The sequence below is a fragment of the bacterium genome, from assembly GCA_030685015.1.
GTDB lineage: Bacteria > CAIWAD01 > CAIWAD01 > CAIWAD01 > CAIWAD01 > CAIWAD01.
This window is the reverse complement of sequence record JAUXWS010000087.1, coordinates 138891-154907: the sequence shown is the minus strand read 5'-3', so window position 1 is coordinate 154907 and position 16017 is coordinate 138891. Positions and strand designations below refer to the sequence as shown.

At 64.5% G+C, this 16017-nt stretch carries 17 protein-coding genes; 6 read left to right on the top strand and 11 right to left on the bottom strand.

Going from position 1 to position 16017, the window contains the following annotated elements:
- Positions 1-9: 9 nt before the first annotated feature.
- The 11 genes from Q8O14_12925 to Q8O14_12875 all read right to left on the bottom strand — a co-directional run bounded on the left by Q8O14_12925 (position 10) and on the right by Q8O14_12875 (position 4763).
- Complete coding sequence (locus Q8O14_12925; protein ID MDP2361631.1) at positions 10-279, bottom strand: hypothetical protein; 270 nt, start codon at positions 277-279, stop codon at positions 10-12.
- Between the two features lie 13 nt (positions 280-292).
- Positions 293-493, bottom strand: coding sequence for a hypothetical protein (locus Q8O14_12920; GenBank protein MDP2361630.1), 201 nt, complete (start codon positions 491-493; stop codon positions 293-295).
- Between the two features lie 22 nt (positions 494-515).
- Positions 516-782 (bottom strand): hypothetical protein, encoded by a 267-nt coding sequence (locus Q8O14_12915; GenBank protein ID MDP2361629.1) that lies wholly within the window; start codon positions 780-782, stop codon positions 516-518.
- Positions 783-811: 29 nt separating this feature from the next.
- Positions 812-1051 (bottom strand): hypothetical protein, encoded by a 240-nt coding sequence (locus tag Q8O14_12910; protein ID MDP2361628.1) that lies wholly within the window; start codon positions 1049-1051, stop codon positions 812-814.
- Between the two features lie 13 nt (positions 1052-1064).
- Entirely contained in the window at positions 1065-1241 is a 177-nt protein-coding gene (locus Q8O14_12905) for a hypothetical protein (protein MDP2361627.1), read from the bottom strand.
- 174 nt (positions 1242-1415) lie between these two features.
- Positions 1416-1892, bottom strand: coding sequence for a hypothetical protein (locus Q8O14_12900; protein ID MDP2361626.1), 477 nt, complete (start codon positions 1890-1892; stop codon positions 1416-1418).
- A gap of 159 nt (positions 1893-2051) precedes the next feature.
- Positions 2052-2327 (bottom strand): hypothetical protein, encoded by a 276-nt coding sequence (locus tag Q8O14_12895; GenBank protein MDP2361625.1) that lies wholly within the window; start codon positions 2325-2327, stop codon positions 2052-2054.
- An 82-nt stretch (positions 2328-2409) separates the two neighbouring features.
- The gene (locus tag Q8O14_12890; protein ID MDP2361624.1) at positions 2410-2724 is read right to left on the bottom strand and encodes a hypothetical protein; all 315 of its coding nucleotides are present in this window, start codon (positions 2722-2724) and stop codon (positions 2410-2412) included.
- Between the two features lie 23 nt (positions 2725-2747).
- Positions 2748-3152, bottom strand: a complete 405-nt coding sequence (locus tag Q8O14_12885) for a hypothetical protein (GenBank protein MDP2361623.1) — start codon at positions 3150-3152, stop codon at positions 2748-2750.
- Between the two features lie 179 nt (positions 3153-3331).
- Positions 3332-3610 carry a hypothetical protein gene (locus Q8O14_12880; protein ID MDP2361622.1) on the bottom strand — a complete coding sequence of 93 codons (279 nt, stop codon included), beginning with the start codon at positions 3608-3610 and terminating at the stop codon, positions 3332-3334.
- Between the two features lie 310 nt (positions 3611-3920).
- On the bottom strand, positions 3921-4763 hold the full coding sequence (locus Q8O14_12875; GenBank protein MDP2361621.1) for a tyrosine-type recombinase/integrase: 843 nt from the start codon (positions 4761-4763) through the stop codon (positions 3921-3923).
- Between the two features lie 117 nt (positions 4764-4880).
- On the opposite strand from Q8O14_12875, the gene Q8O14_12870 reads away from it, so the two are divergent.
- From Q8O14_12870 to Q8O14_12845, 6 genes are all read left to right on the top strand, one after another.
- On the top strand, positions 4881-6467 hold the full coding sequence (locus Q8O14_12870) for a hypothetical protein (GenBank protein ID MDP2361620.1): 1587 nt from the start codon (positions 4881-4883) through the stop codon (positions 6465-6467).
- 12 nt (positions 6468-6479) lie between these two features.
- Positions 6480-7994: a hypothetical protein gene (locus tag Q8O14_12865; protein ID MDP2361619.1), complete on the top strand. Its 1515-nt coding sequence runs from the start codon at positions 6480-6482 to the stop codon at positions 7992-7994.
- The gene (locus Q8O14_12860; GenBank protein ID MDP2361618.1) at positions 7994-12511 is read left to right on the top strand and encodes a minor capsid protein; all 4518 of its coding nucleotides are present in this window, start codon (positions 7994-7996) and stop codon (positions 12509-12511) included. Before Q8O14_12865 ends, Q8O14_12860 begins: the two co-directional genes overlap by 1 nt.
- Before the next feature lies 1 nt (position 12512).
- The gene (locus Q8O14_12855; GenBank protein MDP2361617.1) at positions 12513-13013 is read left to right on the top strand and encodes a hypothetical protein; all 501 of its coding nucleotides are present in this window, start codon (positions 12513-12515) and stop codon (positions 13011-13013) included.
- Positions 13010-13324, top strand: coding sequence for a hypothetical protein (locus tag Q8O14_12850; GenBank protein MDP2361616.1), 315 nt, complete (start codon positions 13010-13012; stop codon positions 13322-13324). The genes Q8O14_12855 and Q8O14_12850 overlap by 4 nt, the downstream gene beginning before the upstream one ends.
- 92 nt (positions 13325-13416) lie before the next feature.
- Positions 13417-15984 carry a DNA adenine methylase gene (locus Q8O14_12845; GenBank protein MDP2361615.1) on the top strand — a complete coding sequence of 856 codons (2568 nt, stop codon included), beginning with the start codon at positions 13417-13419 and terminating at the stop codon, positions 15982-15984.
- Positions 15985-16017: the final 33 nt, after the last annotated feature.

The following is a 16017-nucleotide window of genomic DNA, read 5'->3' as shown; positions in this document are numbered from 1 at the left end:
GTGGAAGCTTCAGGCGCCAGGCGCGCCCAGTGTCGCCTCAGGCTCCTTGCCGACGGTCAAGCCGCAGTCGAGGCAAATGCTCACGACGTTGTCTTCAGTTTCGGCCAGCCAGCGGGCGGCGTCGATGAGCTGGGCTTCCACGTTAAAGGACTCTCGCTTGGACCGGGCATTGGCCGGTGTAAAGCTGGCCTTTGTGTCGGGATCCGGATTGAGAGGGTCAAGGGTGATGGTTCCGAATGGGGCACCGGTTCCTGTGCGCGTGACGGTGAAGCGGTTCATGGGGGTGGTCCTTTCAGCTGGTCAGCTTGGAAACGAAGCGGCCGTCCTCGTCGCGGATCTCGATAGTGCAGCGGCCGGAGCCCTTGGGGTCCGGGATGACCGTGTAGGTCCAGCCCTCGGTCTCGCCGGTGGCCAGCTCGGCGGCAGCATTGTCGGCTTCGGCCAAGGTGGCGAAGATGCGGGCAGGGGCGCTTGAGAGCAGTCGCATGGTCATGGGCTCCTTGTTGGGGTTGCCGCTACCGGCGGGAAAGGGCCAGGAATTCCTGTTCGCCGGCCCAGGCGGCGTAGTCGGTCTGGATACAGACAAGGATCAGGTTGATCCCGCCATGGCCCAGCTGGCGCCCGGTGTTGTAAACCGTGCTCTGCCCGCTGTGGATCTTGTCCATGATGGCTTCTAACCGGCCGCTTTGCAGGTAGCCGGCGGGGCCGACGACTTTGCCGGTCTCGTGGTTGAAGGTGAAGCGGCCGACCGTGGTGGTCTGGGCGGTGGCGGTCGTGTTCATGAAGTGCTCCAGCTTATTGCTGCTGGCTGTCAAGCGGTTGGAGTTTCGTCGATGGCCATCTCGGCGTGGACCGCGAGGTCTTGGATGGCTTCGGCCAGCTTGTGGATCTGGGCCAGGGCGTCGCCGAGGTCGTTCCGGAAGCGCTTGTCGGCGGCAAACTGTGCGGCGGCCCGCTGCAGTGTGGCCTGCAGGGTATTTGCCTGGGCACTGGCCTTCCCAAGCAGGTAGAGGCCGGTTTTCATGGGCGCGAGGTTGGTGTTGGTCGTCATGAGTCCAGCCCTCTTAGTAGTTCAGCGTGGCGGTGGTGAAGGTTTGCAGGTTGGCGCGGGCGGCGTCCTCGCCTTGGGTGTTGACCAGGGCCAGGACGTGCTTGTAGATCTTCGTGTTCCAGTCCCGCTTTACGCTCTTCAGGAAGGTGTTGTTGGCGGCGGTTTGCTTGGTGTTAGTCTTGATCGTCATAGTGTCCGTCTCCCTTTGTGTTGGTCATAACTACGCAGTGACACTTTGCGAAAGCAAGTTATATATGAGAAATCTTCGGACTATTTTACATGCCACAAGCAGTCAAATGGATCGCTAGTCCAGTAAAGCAGAAAACGCTCCTTTCGGGGCGCTTTGCTGAGGCTGGCGTTAAGGCTATTCTGCGATCCGCCATCCGCTGTCCAGGTCGACCGTTTTGGCGCCGGCGATGGGCTGCCCGGCGTCCAGCCGGACCCGGAGCCCAACTTTGGCCCGAAAGACCCGGCCATTGACCCGTAGGGCCATGCCGAACAGGGCGGGGAACACCTTCCAAACCCTGGCCCCGACCTGCGGCACGCGCTTGGTGCTGTTCGGCCAGACTCCAGCGGCTTCGACCATGGCCCAGGCCTGCCGGGCCTGCTCCTCCACGGCGGCTTGGCGCCGGTAGTGCCGACGCATGAGCTCGGCGTAGAGGGCGGCGATTTCGGTCTTCTCCTGCTCCGTCCTATTGTTCAGTGCGCCATGGAAGCGGCGGTAGGCGTTAGAAAGCTGCCCGTCACCCAGGGCAGCCAAGTCCGCGCGCTCCGTAGTGTCGTAACCCACCATCCAAGTCCGTGCGATGCGTTTGGTGACTGCCGATTCGATGCTTGACATGGTGTCTCTCCTTTTTTGTTGGGCGTAACTACGCATCGCCACTTAACTAAGTCAACATAATCGTGAGAAATCTTCGGACTTTAGTTCTGGACTACTAATAATGGTTGAACATAAAACGGGCCACGAATGGCCCGTAAGAGTGGGAATGCCAGTGGGCCGTCAGACCTGGGCCTCCTGGGCAGCCAGGGTCTCCTTCGGTGCAAGCGCGTCCAGCCGCTCCGCCACCTGCTCGACGCTTTCCTTTAGGGCCTGCATGCGGCCCATCACCGTGGCCATCTCCGCCTGAAGCTGCGCATCCTGCCCCAGCTGCAGGAAGGCCTGCTGGAGCTGGACATCCACGCGGCCCAGCCGCTTGCGGGCGCCACCCAGGGTCTCGCGTCCCAGCGCCACTTGCCCGGCCACGAAGGCCTTCACGTCCCAGTTCTGCTTTGCCATTGGTCGTCTCCTTGGTGTTGCCTGGGCAGAATCCTGCCGGCCCGGGCGTGTGATCGGTGTATCAGTTTTCCATCGGCACGTTTCAGCGTTCGCAGACATCCCAGGCGGCCTTGCTGCCGTAGCCGAGCTGGCTGCCCTCGACCAGGTAGATGATCTCGGGTCCAGGGTTGGCGTCCTTGCGCGGGCCGACCTCGTCCTCGTCTTCCAGTTCGACACCCCGCTCCAGAAGCCGTTCGGCCTCTTGCTGATCCACTTCGTCGGCAATGGCGCTTTGGGTGGTGATGCCAAGCAGGCAATTCTGAAAAGGCCATTGAGATTGAGTCAGGAGTCTGACCTCTGCGTCCGGGTGGTCCTGGGCCAGCTCTTCCAGCTTGGCAATCAGGTCGTTGAGCAGCATGTCCGTGTCTCCTCTCGTGTGGGTTACTTGCTTGCCCGGCCCAGCTCAAAGGCGGCGCGCAGGGCGTCCTTCAGGCTTAGGACGCAGACCTCGTGGAAGTCCAGAGCGTCCATGTTGCGGGCTTCCAGGGTCTCGAACCCGCAGTGGATGTTGGCCAGGGCGGCAAGGCCAGCGTCGATCGTCGCATCGTCGGCGCCCGGCTGGGCGGCAGCAGCCGGCGCTTGCCAGAGCTTTTTGGCTGCCGGAAAGCCAATCCACTCTCCGTTCGTGCCCAAGCCTCGGTTGGCCATCTCGTCGCGGGCAAGCTGGACCGTGTCCAAGTTGTCGGTTGCCATAAGCTGGATCAGCTTGGTCTTCAAGAGTTGCATGAAAGCGGCTTCGTCTTCGCCCAGCATGTTAATCAGGCCTTTGCGCGTCATCTTCGTCATCGGTCCGTCTCCTCGTTTGGTGGGCATAACTACGCAGAGACACTTTTATAAGTCAAGTTGAATAGAGAAATATTAATCAGGTTTTATTGCTGAAACATTGTCTTGGTGCTGATTGATTGGACAGTGAGAGAAATCGCCCCTTTCGGGGCGATAATTGGAAATCTGAGTTGTTTAGGGGTCTACGCTTCGGGCGCTTTGTCCACAAGCGTCTGCAGCTTGACCTCCACCCAATCAGCAGGGTAGAGTAGGAGGAGCCACTCGCCTACTTGATTGAGGCACTGCAGGTAGGCCTTGCGGGCGCCGTACTTGGCCACGCTGCGCGTGATGACGTGGTTGTGACCTTTCACCTGCACGCGCCCTTCCCAGGAGTGGCGGACCCAGACCTTGCCGGAGCCCCGCTCTTCGATGCGCGTGGTGTGGTGAAGGTAGTGGCTGGTTTCGATGCGAACCTGCTGCAAGCTTTGGCCAGAACCGATGCGGGCCTGTCGGCGCTGGGCCCTAAGCCGGCGCATCGCAGCGGCCGCTGGTGTCGGACTGAGTTCGGTCCATGCTGCTGTTTGAGTTTCCGTTGCCATCGACCTTCTTTCTGTTTGTTGGGTATAAGGTGGCGAAATTTGGTTAGCATCACAATCCAGTGACCGGGATTGAATTGACTATGATTTGCTCCTAAAACGCATACACACACCGAACACCAACTGCCATCATTAAACCCTGTATTGTTGGGATTTTGGCAGGTGCTTGCCTCCATCCAATCCGCACCACGAAGCCTCACTTGCATCGACCTTCGATGGCGGCCCGAAGTTCCTCGTCGGCCACGTGGGCGTAGATGGCCGTCGTCTTGGGGCTCTCGTGGTCCAGGGCGAGCTGGACCAGGCGCAGGTTGCCGGTCTTCTTCAGCAGGCTGGTGGCGAAGGTGTGCCGGAGGGCGTGCGGATGGATGAACCGCTCGATCCCGGCGGCCTTGGCCCAGGAGTCGAGCAGGCGGCGGATGTGCCGATCGCTGACGGCGCGCCCGGTCCGGGTGCGAAACACGGCGCTCTCCGCCGGCTGGCCGGCCATCAGCGGCCGTAGCAGGTCTCGCGTCTCCACGGGTAGGAAGCGCACGCGGCGCTTGTCGCCCTTGGTGACCAGCCGGATCGTCTTCTCATCCAGCTCCACGTCGCCCACGGTCAGCCCAGCGGCTTCGGAGATGCGAATCCCCGTGTCCAGCAGCAGGCAGAAGAGCGCCCGGTCCCGGGGCTGGTCTCGGACGTCCGTGCGCGCCTTCAGGGCCTTGCGCAGCGCCTTCTCCTCGACCTCGCTCAGGTAGTCGGGGGCAGCTTGGTGCGCGCGGGGCAGGCGGATGGCGCCGAGCTCAGGCGCCAGTGGGTGCTTGGCCCAGGTCAGGAACTGGTTCAGGATGGTCAGGGCCCGGCGCGTGGTCAGACTTGACCTTCCCTCTCGGACGAAGTAGCGTGTGGCCTGCGTGATGGAAAGTCCATCGAAGGCAACGCCCTCCGCTTCCAGGAAGGCGGCAAAGCGGCGCAGCTCGGACAGGTAGGGCGTGATAGTGCCAAGGGCAAGCTGCCGGGCCGCCAGGTGTTCGGCAAAGGCTGGGATCTGTGACCGCATGGGTCCTCTCGCGCTGGGGTGTGACTGGCGGGGATAAGCTCGCCCGTTCATTCTCGGACATCAGTCTGCACAAGGCCCTCCCGGAAGTCAAGTCGGAACACCTTGAGAATCAGATAGATGACGATTCGTAAACCTCATCCGGCCAAGCTCTCCCAGGACGAGATCTCCTTCGTTCAGGTGCTGCTGGACCCGGTCGCCTTTTCCGCCGGCTTCCTCTCCCAGCTCGACGGCCCGGAGTCGGGGCGGCCCATGGCCCTCTGGCCGCACCAGGTGGAGGACGTGCGGGATTCCGCCCTGCAGATCGCCCACCAGGATGGGCGTGCGGTGGGCAAGACCGTGGACATCGTCGTGCAGGTCCTGCACTACGGCGTGACCGCCCGGAACGGGCGCATGCTGGTGACAGCGCCCAACGACGGCCATGTGAACAAGATCATCGAGGAGGTCGAGGCCCACCTGCAGAACAGCGAGTTCCTGCTGGAGATGGTGGCCGTCGATGCGAACGGCCGGCACCGCATCACGCGCAAGCCCTACTACCAGATCACGTGGAAGAACGGCACGATCATCTATTTCCGGCCGGCGGGCCCGACGGGCAAGAGCGTGCGCTCCCTGCACTGCGACCGCGTGCTGGTGGACGAGGCCGCCTGGTACCCCGAGCCCGCTTGGCGCGCACTCCGAAGAGTGCTCAACCGCGGCGGCCAGATGCGCTGCTACTCCAACCCCAACGGCCTGAGGAACACGACCTACTACCGCATCACCCAGCCGGCCAGCGGCTGGAGGATCTACAAGTGGCCGAGCTGGATCGTGCCGGGTTGGTGCCAGGCCGACACCGAGGGCGAGGCCAAGTTCTACGGCGGGAAGGACACGGCGGGCTTCCAGCACGAGGTGGCCGGCGAGCATGGCGCGCCGTCATATTCGGCCTTCAACGTGCGTCAGTTCCGGGATTGCCAGCGGAAGCTGGAAAAGGTCTACCGCGTGGTGCGGATCGACGGTGAGGAATTCAGCGCCATCCACTCGGTGGACGAGGCCTTCAGCCGGCTGGAATCTCTGCTTGATTTGCAGGACGAGGCGCGTGGCACGTATTGGATGGGCGGCGACCTGGGCTACACCAACGACCCCAGCGAGCTGACGGTCTGGCTGGAGGACGAACGCGGGCGCCTGGTGCCTGTCTTGCGCGTCCACAACGAGCATATGCCCTACACCTTCCAGGCGGCGATCATCGCCATCCTTGACGACCACTTCGACTTCGCCGGCCTGGGCTTCGACGCCGGGTCCAATGGCCTGGCCGTCGAGCACATCCTCACCACCGAGGACCGCTACGAGGGCCACCAGTTCGCCTTCCGGCTGGAGACCTACGACTTCGGCGGCAGCCTGACCACGTCCTACGATCCGCAGGGCCGGCCCAAGGTCCAGCGCATCAAGGAATACATGACCAGCCTGATCAACGGCCGCCTGGCGGCGCGCACCCTGCTCTTTCCCGCCGGCGACGTGGACCTCGACTGGGAGGACCAGTTCTGCACGCACACCTACAGCCAGACGCAGATGGGCCGCCTGATCTACTCCAAGGGCAACGACCACATCATCGACTCCACGCGCACGGCCGTCTTGCGCAAGGAGCGCGAGCACCTGAAGCAGCTCACGGACGAGGGGGGTAGCCTGGACGCGGAGTTCGTCATGCCCCTGCTGACGGACAGCGTGTTCGAGTAGCGAGGGGGAACCATGAACCTGCTTGGATCCGGGATCTTCAACCGCGCGCCGCGCGCGGGCGGCGTGCTGCTGGTGGGCGATGAGATGCAGGCCCAGGCCGCCACGCTGGACCCCTTCGCCAGCGAGACGGAGAACGACGGCATCGCCCAGGCCTGGGCGGACCGGGGCGCCAAGGCCTGGGAGTACTACCAGCAGGAACCCATCGTCAACAACTGCATCAATGCCTGGCGCACGCTGGCGGTGGGTGAGGACTTCACCGTCCTGGCGTCCAGTGACGAGCTGCAGAAGGCGGTCGACGAGCTGAAGAAGCGCCTCTGCCTGAAGCGCTGGTTGAAGGACCAGCTCTTGCAGCTCTTGACCAAGGGTGAAGCGGCGGCGTTCAAGGTCTACGGCGGCGAGAAGAAGGACACGACCCAGGACGGCGCGCCGCTCTACCAGGACTTTAGGAAGGTGAAGGCCCTGAACCCGCTCCTCCTGGAGACGACGGTCCAGGACGGCACCGTGGTGAAGGTGCGCTCCTTCACGCTGGACACCTCGGGCAACCCCACAGGCCATCAGGACGTGGCCCTGCCCCAGTTCCGGCGCTGGATGTGGGACGCGCCGGACTTCGCCGACCACGGCACCAGCATGGTGCTGCCGGCCTTCGAGTCCATCGAGCTCCTGCGCGACTACCGGCGTGCCGAGCGCGCCATCGCCAAGCGATGGGCCATGCCTGTGCGGCTGATCAAGGTGGGCGGCCAGTTCGGCAAGACCGTCGTCATGCCCAAGCCTTCCATGCTGAAGGACATCAAGAAGATCTTCGACGCCATGACGGCCCGCCAGGGCGCGGTCGTGCCCTTCTACGTGACCATCGACACCTACGGCGCCGAGGGCGAGACGCTCAAGACCGAGGAAAAGGTGAAGGAGGCCAAGAGCGACGTCATCGTCGCCATGGGGTTCACGCGCGCCCTAGTCTCCGGGGATGGAGCGAACTTTTCAACCGCCAGCCTGGGCTTCGCCAAGATCCAGCTCATGCTGGCGGACCTGCGCGACACGGCGCGCGAGATGCTGCAGTGGGTGCTGGATGACTGGCTGGCCATGCGCGGGAAAGAGGGCGAGACCCTGCACATCGCCTTCCCCGAGATCGACCTCTCGGCCGGCGCCGACCAGCGCAAGGTGCTGGTGGACCTCTACGACCGCGGCCTGATCAGCGTGCGCAGCCTGCAGGCGATGATGGGCCTCTCGCCCGACATCGAGCAGGCCCAGACCAAGCGCGAGACGAAGCAGGTGATCGCGCCACTGTCCCCTGGCGACATCGTGGGCCTGGCCCAGCAAGGCATGCTGCAGAACGACCAGGTCTTCTACCTGCTCAACCTGGCCGAGCGGCTGAAGGGCGCGCCGGACGCCAAGCCCACGGAGGGCGCGCCGGACGGCCAGACGGGCGACGTGGCGGCCCTCTACGACCAGGTGGACCAGCTGCTCCTGCAGCGCGCCCAGATCCTGGTGCAGGAGAGCCTCGCCAAGGCTGAAGCCGCCCAGGCCGCCTGATGCCCAGCGCCACCTGTACGTGTGGCCGGCCGCATGCCCCGCTGCCGGTGGGAGCGCTCCACCTGCAGGCGGAAGCGCTCCTCCTGGTGCGCGGCAGCCGGGCCCTGAACGCCTACGCCACCACCCAGCGGCAAGCCATCGAAAAGGCCACGGCGGAAAGCCTGGCCAAGGCCGGCGCCTACTCGGACGACCTCCTCACCACCAGCCTGAAGCACCTGGACCAGGCGGCCAAGTCCGTCAAGGCCGAGATCCTGGGTCTGGGCGACCTCACCCAGTTCGCGCCCGACCGCCAGGGCGGGAAGCTCGTCCAGCTCACTCGGCTGAAAGCGCTGGACAAGAATCTGGCAGCGACGGGCGCCAAGCTGAAGCAGGAGCTGACCATGGCCTACCAGGGCATGACCAAGGAGATGGCCAAGGCAGGAGTCGGCGGCACCCTTGCCAAGCTCGGCGTCCTGAAGGCCGGTGGATACAAGGCCTTGGACCAGGCCGGCCGCGAGGCGCTGGCGGAGGGGGCCTTCTCCCTTTTCCCGGCCGACGCCTTCGACTTCCTCTCCGGCTACCAGCTGCAGCTCCTGGGCAAGCTCTCGGACGACCTCGTCGCCGGTATCAAGGGTGCCGTGCAAGTGGGCATCGCCCAGGGTGAGGGCCCGGCGAAGATCGCGAGGCGCATCGGCGGGATCGTGAAGAACCCGGACGAGTTCCGCCAGGCGGGCAAGACGGTCTTCAAGACCGTGCAGCAGCGCGCCGAGCTGATCGCGAGATCCGAGACGATGCGGGCCTACAACCAGGGCGCGCTGAAGTTTGAAGCCAAGCTCGGCGTCAAGTCCGTGTTCTGGCTGACGGCAGGCGACGAGCGCATGTGCCCGGAGTGCGAGCCCCTGGACGGGAAGGAATACCCGCTCACCAGCCTGCCCAGCCAGCCCCTGCACCCGGCCTGCCGCTGCACGCACACGCCCGGCGCCGGCGATCTCTCCCAGATCACCGACCTGGCGACCCTGGAGGCCAAGATCGTTAGCGACACGCTGGGCCAGGTCGTGGTGAAGGAGGCGCTCCAGAGCGGCGACTACGGGAAGCTCACGAGCGCCCAGCTGCGCGAGGTGGCCAAGGAGAAGGGCGTGTCCATCGGCCGCACCAAGGCCGAGCGCATCTCGCTCCTGTCGAAGGCCTCCGGGCAGAGCGAGGAGTGGCTCTCCGGCCACACGATGAATGAGCTGGACGCCTGGTTCAAGCAGTACAAGATCGGCGCGCTGAAGTCCAAGGACGAGCTGCTGGCGGCCCTTTACAAGACCGACCACGCCACGGATGCGGCCAAGCTGGCGGCGCTGAAGCAGGCCGAGGATGCTGGGAAGGCGGCCAAGCAGGCGGCCGAGGATGCCGCGGCGAAACTGGCGAAAGCCAACCAGGCCGTGGCGGATTTCCATTCGGGGCTGGCGCAGTTGAAGGCACTGGAATCGGACCCGGCTCAGTTCGAAGCCTTCCACGCCCAGATGGACAAGCTTCTGGCTCAGGTCCACGGAAACTTGGAGCTCTTGGGACCGCAGCAGGCGGCAGACCTGGGTGGTTACCTGTCGAAGGCTCAAGACGTCTTCGCGTTCAAGGTGGAACTCAATAGTCAGTCGGTGCTACGCGAGGTCTTGAAGGCGGCGAAGGTCAAGAACTTCCAGTGGTTCACGAAACCCGAGTCCGTCGCCTACCTGACCCAGAAGCCCCTGCAGCCCAAGATCGCCGAGCAGGTGGCGGCCAAAGTAGCCGCTGCCAAGGATGCGGCCAAGCTCAAAAAAGCCGTGCCGGTGCCGGCCCCACCAGCGCCCGCTGTGCCCAAGCCGGCTCCAGTGGCGCCCAAGTCCGCCCCCGCGCCAAAGGCTGCGCCTATGCCAACCGCGGCGCCTGTGCCCACGCCAGCGGCCAGCCCGGCCGTTCAGGCACGCCAGGCAGACGAGGCCTGGGAGGCGCTCAAAGCCAAGAACCCGTTCACCTTCCACAGCGACGCCAGCGAGCTGGGCGGCGTGCACACCAAGTATTTCTACACGGACCAGGCCGGCGACAAGTGGCTGTTCAAGCCCATCAGCGAGGACTTCCGCGCTTGGGGTGACGAGGTGGCCTACCTGATCCAGCGCGAGATCGATCCGGACGCCATCGAGGTCCGCTTCATCGAGCTGAAGGACATGCATGGCCGGATGCGGATGGGATCGATCCAGCAGATGAAGCAGGGGCTGAAGAAGCCGGCCAACTACAAGGGCATCGACGTCACGACGATTGATCCGCAGGACCTGGTTCAGCTCCAGCGCGAGCATGTGGCCGATTGGCTCATTTCCAACCACGACGGTCACGCGGAGCAGTTCCTGCGTGCCCAGGACGGTCGCGTCTATGGCATCGACAAGGGCCAGCTCTACAAGTATTTCGGCAAGGACAAGCTCTCGGTTGACTACGCGCCCAACGCCGGCGGGCGCTTCGACGAGCCCATCTACAACAAGCTGCTGCGCGCCCACCGCGATGGGAAACTGAAACTGGACCTGCAGGCGACGGGCGTGTGGGTGCGCCGCGTGCAGGGAATCTCGGATGCGGCCTACCGCGAGATGCTGATGCCCTACGCCGGCCGGCGCTTCGCCAGCCAGCCCGGCGCTCTGGAGGATTTCCTCAAAGCCGCCACCCTGCGCAAAAACACGCTGCAGGCGGACTTCGAGCGATTCTACAGCGAGATAGAGTCGGCACGGACCGGGAAGCCCGTGGTCTTCCGGTTCGGGGACGCCGCGCCGGCGCCGGCGGCGGCAACGCCCGCAGCCAAAGAGACGGGCGAGGCCTGGGCGCGGGGTAGCCGCATCAACCTGAAGGCGGAGGTGGAGACGATCCGCGAGTCCGGCTGGCAGGGGCGCTCCCTGGCCGTGGACAAGGGCGACATCGAGGACCAGAACATCCTCGTCCGCCAAGTCTTCGGGATGGACGGTGAGAAGCAAACCATCCTGCAGCTGCGGCTGCGCCAGGAGGCGGACAAGCGCCTGGTCAAACTCCTGAAGGCGAATGTCGTGGGCGAGGTCCCGAAGGAGCTGGCGGTGGAGGATGGCTTCTGGGACACGATCCTGGCGGCCGCCAAGACCGTCAACACGCACGTGGGTGACCTGAACTACAACACGACGAAACTGCGCGCGGCGGAGGATCTGCGGCCAGCCTTGCAGAAGCTGGCAAAGGCTGGCAGTGCGGTCGAGCAATCCATGGCCCAGCAGTATCTGAAGACCCTGGACGACATCGCGCATGCCGTGGAGGCCTCGACTGCCGGCACGCCAACGAAACTCCCCTTGGTGAAGCAGTACGCGCCCTCCGCCGCCGAGCTGAAGGCCCTGCAAAAGGGCGTCGGCGCTCCCGCGAAGGGCAAGGGCCTGCGCGTGACCGCCAGCCCGCGCTGGACGGAGGATCGTGTGGTCTCCAAGGGGCACGAGCTGGTGGTCGAGGCCGAGCACGTGCCGCTCTCACGCTTTCACTCGTCCATCATGGACAACCTGGTCGAATATCATGTGGACCTGGGGGACGGGGTGGAGGCCGTCTACAAGCCCTTCCAGGGGACGGGCAAGTCGGTGGGCAAGAGCTACGCCATGCACGGGCGCATGACCGTCAAGGTGCGCGAGGGCGTCTCCGAGAGCGTCGTCGCCCGGGCTATGGAGCGGTTGAAGGTTCTGGGCTTGGACACGGCGCCCTCGACACCCTGGGACGAGGAGCTCATGTATCTGCAGAAGGTCGCTTTCGTCGCCAAGATCGACGACAGCCCTGCCTTCCTGGCCGCGGCCGAGGAAGCAAAGAAGGCCTCCACCGAGTCCGCCGTGCGCATCTGGCGTGAGGTCTGGAGTCGCCATCTGGGCGTGAAGGACGTGACCAAGCTGCCCGACTACAACCCGATGGGCACGCACCAGGCGGCGGTCGCCACGGGCAAGGGTGGCACGGCAGGCATGCGCGTGCAGGTCCGCTTCGACGTGTCACGCGAGACGCTGGAGAGGGAGATGGAGGGCTACGTGCTCATGCACGGCATGACGAAGGGCTCCGTGGAGGACTTCCTGGAGGCCGTGCTGCCGACCAACCAGTCCTTCATCCCGACGGCCGAGCGCTTCAGCACGGGGGTGCCCATCGGCGGCATGAGCCCGTCCCAGGACATGAATTCGGGCGGGGCGAGCTACTTCTTCACGCGCATCATGCGATCCACGAACACGCAGGCCAACACCATCCGCTTCAAGCCCGATCTGCTACGTCGTGCCGACGCGATTAGTTACAACAGTGACCACTACGGCAAGGTGGTGGGGAACTTCGTCCGCGAGAACCGGATCTCGGACCTGGAGACGCTGAAGAAGATGCCCCACTACTGCGGGAACGAGACCATCATCAAGGGAGCGGTTCCCCTCTTGGAGAACATGGATTCCATCGTCGTCGGCGATGCCGGTCGCAGGGTCAAGGTCATCGCCCTTTTCAAGAAGCACGGCATCACGGTTCTGCCGGACGGCCGGCGGATCGAGGATGTCGTGTTTGCGAGGTAGCATGAGCATGCAAGAACCGGAGCGCCTGGCCTTCCAGGCCTACTGCGAATCCCTGATGACGGGCTTCGGGGCCACGATTACGGTTCTCTTCCAGGATGGAGATGCCATTGACATCCACGCTGCAGGCATCCGCGTGCTGGAGGCCTCGCCTGTCTTCGACCGCCACACAGGCGCGATCCAGGCGTGGCGCTACTTCGTTCTTTTCGCAGAGATGAGCGTCCTGGATATGCTGAACGCAGGCCATCCCGTGCATGCCTTTCGTGGCGTGGTGACGGAGCGCAAGGGGCATTTCTGCTGGCTGAAGGAGGTGGATGGCGGAAAGCGCTTTCTCATCTGCACGAATGATCCGCACGACTTGGACAAGCGGCAGGAAGCCACCTACCAGGCCTGGGAGGATGCCGTGAAGGACTTCGGTGGGGATGAGGCCCTCCAGGCCTTGCTGGACCAGCAGGCGACGGAATGGACGGTCAACCTCCAATCGACAGGAGAGATGAGCCGGTGAAAGTGCTCTGGTTCTATGTGTTCGAGTTCGATCCGGACTCCACACGCAAGCAGCCCATCGGCGCTTGGATCACCCAGGACGACAGGCTGGACTACGTGTTCGACCCGGCCTTCCCAGAGGATGAGGAGATTCCCTCCGACCTGATCAATGCCATGCTGGAGCAAGATCAGCGCTTCGTCCCCCGCGAGATGCTGGATTACTGGCGTCATCACGTGGGCTACTATCGCAGCGCGAGCGAGATCCAGGAAGAAGAGGTCACTGATTACGCGGCCTTCTTCAGGCGCCTGGAAGCCCTTGTGACAAAAAAGTAGCCAGCCCCACGAATATTCCTTCTCTCCTTACTTGACAGACCCTCTCGGACAGGGGATCGTATCCCGCGATGAACCTAAGTCGCGGGATTTCCATGCACTTCCTGACTGTCGAAGCCGCCCTCTTCCCCGAGTTAAGCCTGACCTCCCAGGCCGCCGGGGCGCCGACGCATGGGGTCCAGTACATCGGGAACAAGCGCAAGCTGCTCGATTGGATCCGCGAGCAGATTCCCGAGGGCGTGAAGACCGTGGTGGACGCCTTCGCCGGCGGTGGCAGCGTGAGCTACATGTTGAAGCGCGAAGGCTTCCAGGTCCACTCCAACGACAGCCTGCACTGGCCCCACCACATCGCCCGGGCCATCCTCGTCAACCAGACCGAGCAAGTGACGGACGAGGAGATCGACGCCCTCTGCCAGCCCAACCCGAAGGCCGGCACCTTCGTTCGGGACCACTACAAGGACAAGTTCTGGAAGCCCGAGATCCATGGCGTCATCGACGAGGTACGGGAAAACGTCGATGCCCTGAAGGGTTTCAAGAAGGACCTGGCCCTGGCGGCCCTGGGGGCCACGATGCTCTCGGCCCGCGGCTGGTTTCCCCAGTTCACCACCAGCAAGGTCAGCGAGGACGGCTACAGCCCCGAGCAGTTCCACAAGCGCCTGGGCGAGGTCATCCGGCGCCTGAACTCGATGGTGCTGGACGGGCCGGCCTGCACGGCGCAGCGCCTGGACGTGCGCGAGTTCCTGCCCAAGGTCAAGGCCGACCTGGCCTACTTCGACCCGCCCTACGTGACCGAGTTCAGCGCCGCCAACTACAGCGCCAACTACCACGTCGTCGATGCCGTGATGGTGAAGGGCGAGGGTCGTACGCCCAACGCCGACAGCGTCACGCGGATGGAAAAGACCCAAGGGGACCTCACCAAGGCCAACATCGCGGCTTTCTTCCAGGAGGTCTTTGCCGCGGCCGAGCACATCCCGGACTGGATCCTCTCCTACCGCGACCACAGCTACCCCAGCGAAGCCGAGCTGCAGGAAGTCTTCGAGAAGGCCGGGCGCGAGTTCCGCCTGGAGACGAAGGATTTCTCCTACGGCAGTCTGGCCGGCAAGAACCGGGACAAGGATCCGGCCAAGGCCAAGGAGTACCTGTTCGTGGGGACGGCGAAGAAGGACGAAGCGGCCAAGCCGAGTAAGCCGGATCAGCCCAAGGAGGACGACGTGAAGGACAAAGAGCCCGTGGACGCCGCGGCCATTGCCGCGATGGCGGCCGCTGCTGCTGACAGGACGCGCATGACGGCGCGCCTGGTCGCCGGCCGGGTGGTGGCCGTGGCGGAGGCAAAGTCCGAGGGCGGCGAGGACCATGAGATCGCCTTCGTGCTTTGCCACGCCGGCACGAACCGGAATGGCGATCACTTCACGGTGGACGAGCTGAAGGCGGCTGCACCCAGTGCAGCCGGCGTCAAGATCAACTTGAAGCACGGCCAGAAGGCCCAGGACATCGTGGGCAAGACGGAGACGGCGGCCTTCGACGACGCCGAGGGCGGGCGCGTCCTCTGCGCGGGAAAACTCTTCACGGGCTCCGACGAGCTGGCGGCCAAGGCCCGGAAGCTCATCCACGAGGACCTGATCACCAAGGTCTCGATGGAGTGCTCGTACGCCAAGGGCGAATGCTCCATCTGCGGCCACACGCACGTGGCCGTGGCGGACCGCTGCGAGCACCTGAAAAAGTCCAAGGGCCAGCAGCTGGACGGCAAGGACGTCTACGAGATCCTCCATGGCGTGACCTTCACGGGCGCCGGTCTACTGGAGGGCTACGAGCCCGCCGACCCCAAGGCCGACATCACGTCGATGGCCCATGAGCCGGACGGCCTGATGCGCGCCGTGTCCTACGGTGGCGACGTCGGCAGCTCCAAGCCCGAGACCGTGCGTCAGGTGCTGATCCAGCAGGAGATCCGGGACGATCTCTGGCGCGCCTGGGATGCCTTCCACATCGTCACCAACACGCTGGTCGACCAGTTCGCGGCGGAAGCTGTCACGCTGGAGGACACCAGCACGAAGATCCGCCAGGCCGCCAGCGACACGGCGGATCGCGTGATCCAGATCCTGACCACCATCAGCAAGGAGACGGGCAACATGGACCCGAACAAGGACCAGCAGGCCTCCCAGAAGGCCCTGAAGGACATGACTCACGAGGAACTCCTCAAGCACGCCGAGGAGCTGGCAGGCGTGAACACGGACCTGACGGTCAAGGTCCAGGCAGCCGAGGACGAGAAGGCCAAGAGTGCGGCCACCAAGGCGGCCGAGGCCCTGGTCGTCCTGATGGAGAAGAAGGGCCGCGCCTTTGCCGACGATGCCGCGCGGAAGGCCGAGGTCGAGCGCCTGGCCGGCCTGTCCGACGAGGCGCGCAAGGCCATCGAGGACACCTGGAGCGCGCTGCCTGACAAGTCAGGCGCGCCCGACAAGGCAGCGCCCACCGAGGAGGAGGCCGCGGCCGCCGCCGGGGGGAGTGCCGCCGCCGCCGCCCAGGGGCAGCTGCGCGCCAATGCCAGCACCACGCCGGCCACGGAGGGCGACCCCGCACCCAAGGGCCTGAAGGACAAGCTCACGGATGGCTTCCAGGCCATCTACGCCGAGCGGCTGGCCAGCGAGCGCGGCGAGATCAGCGAGTAGCATCACCCCCGACCCGGGGATGCCGGGGCGGAC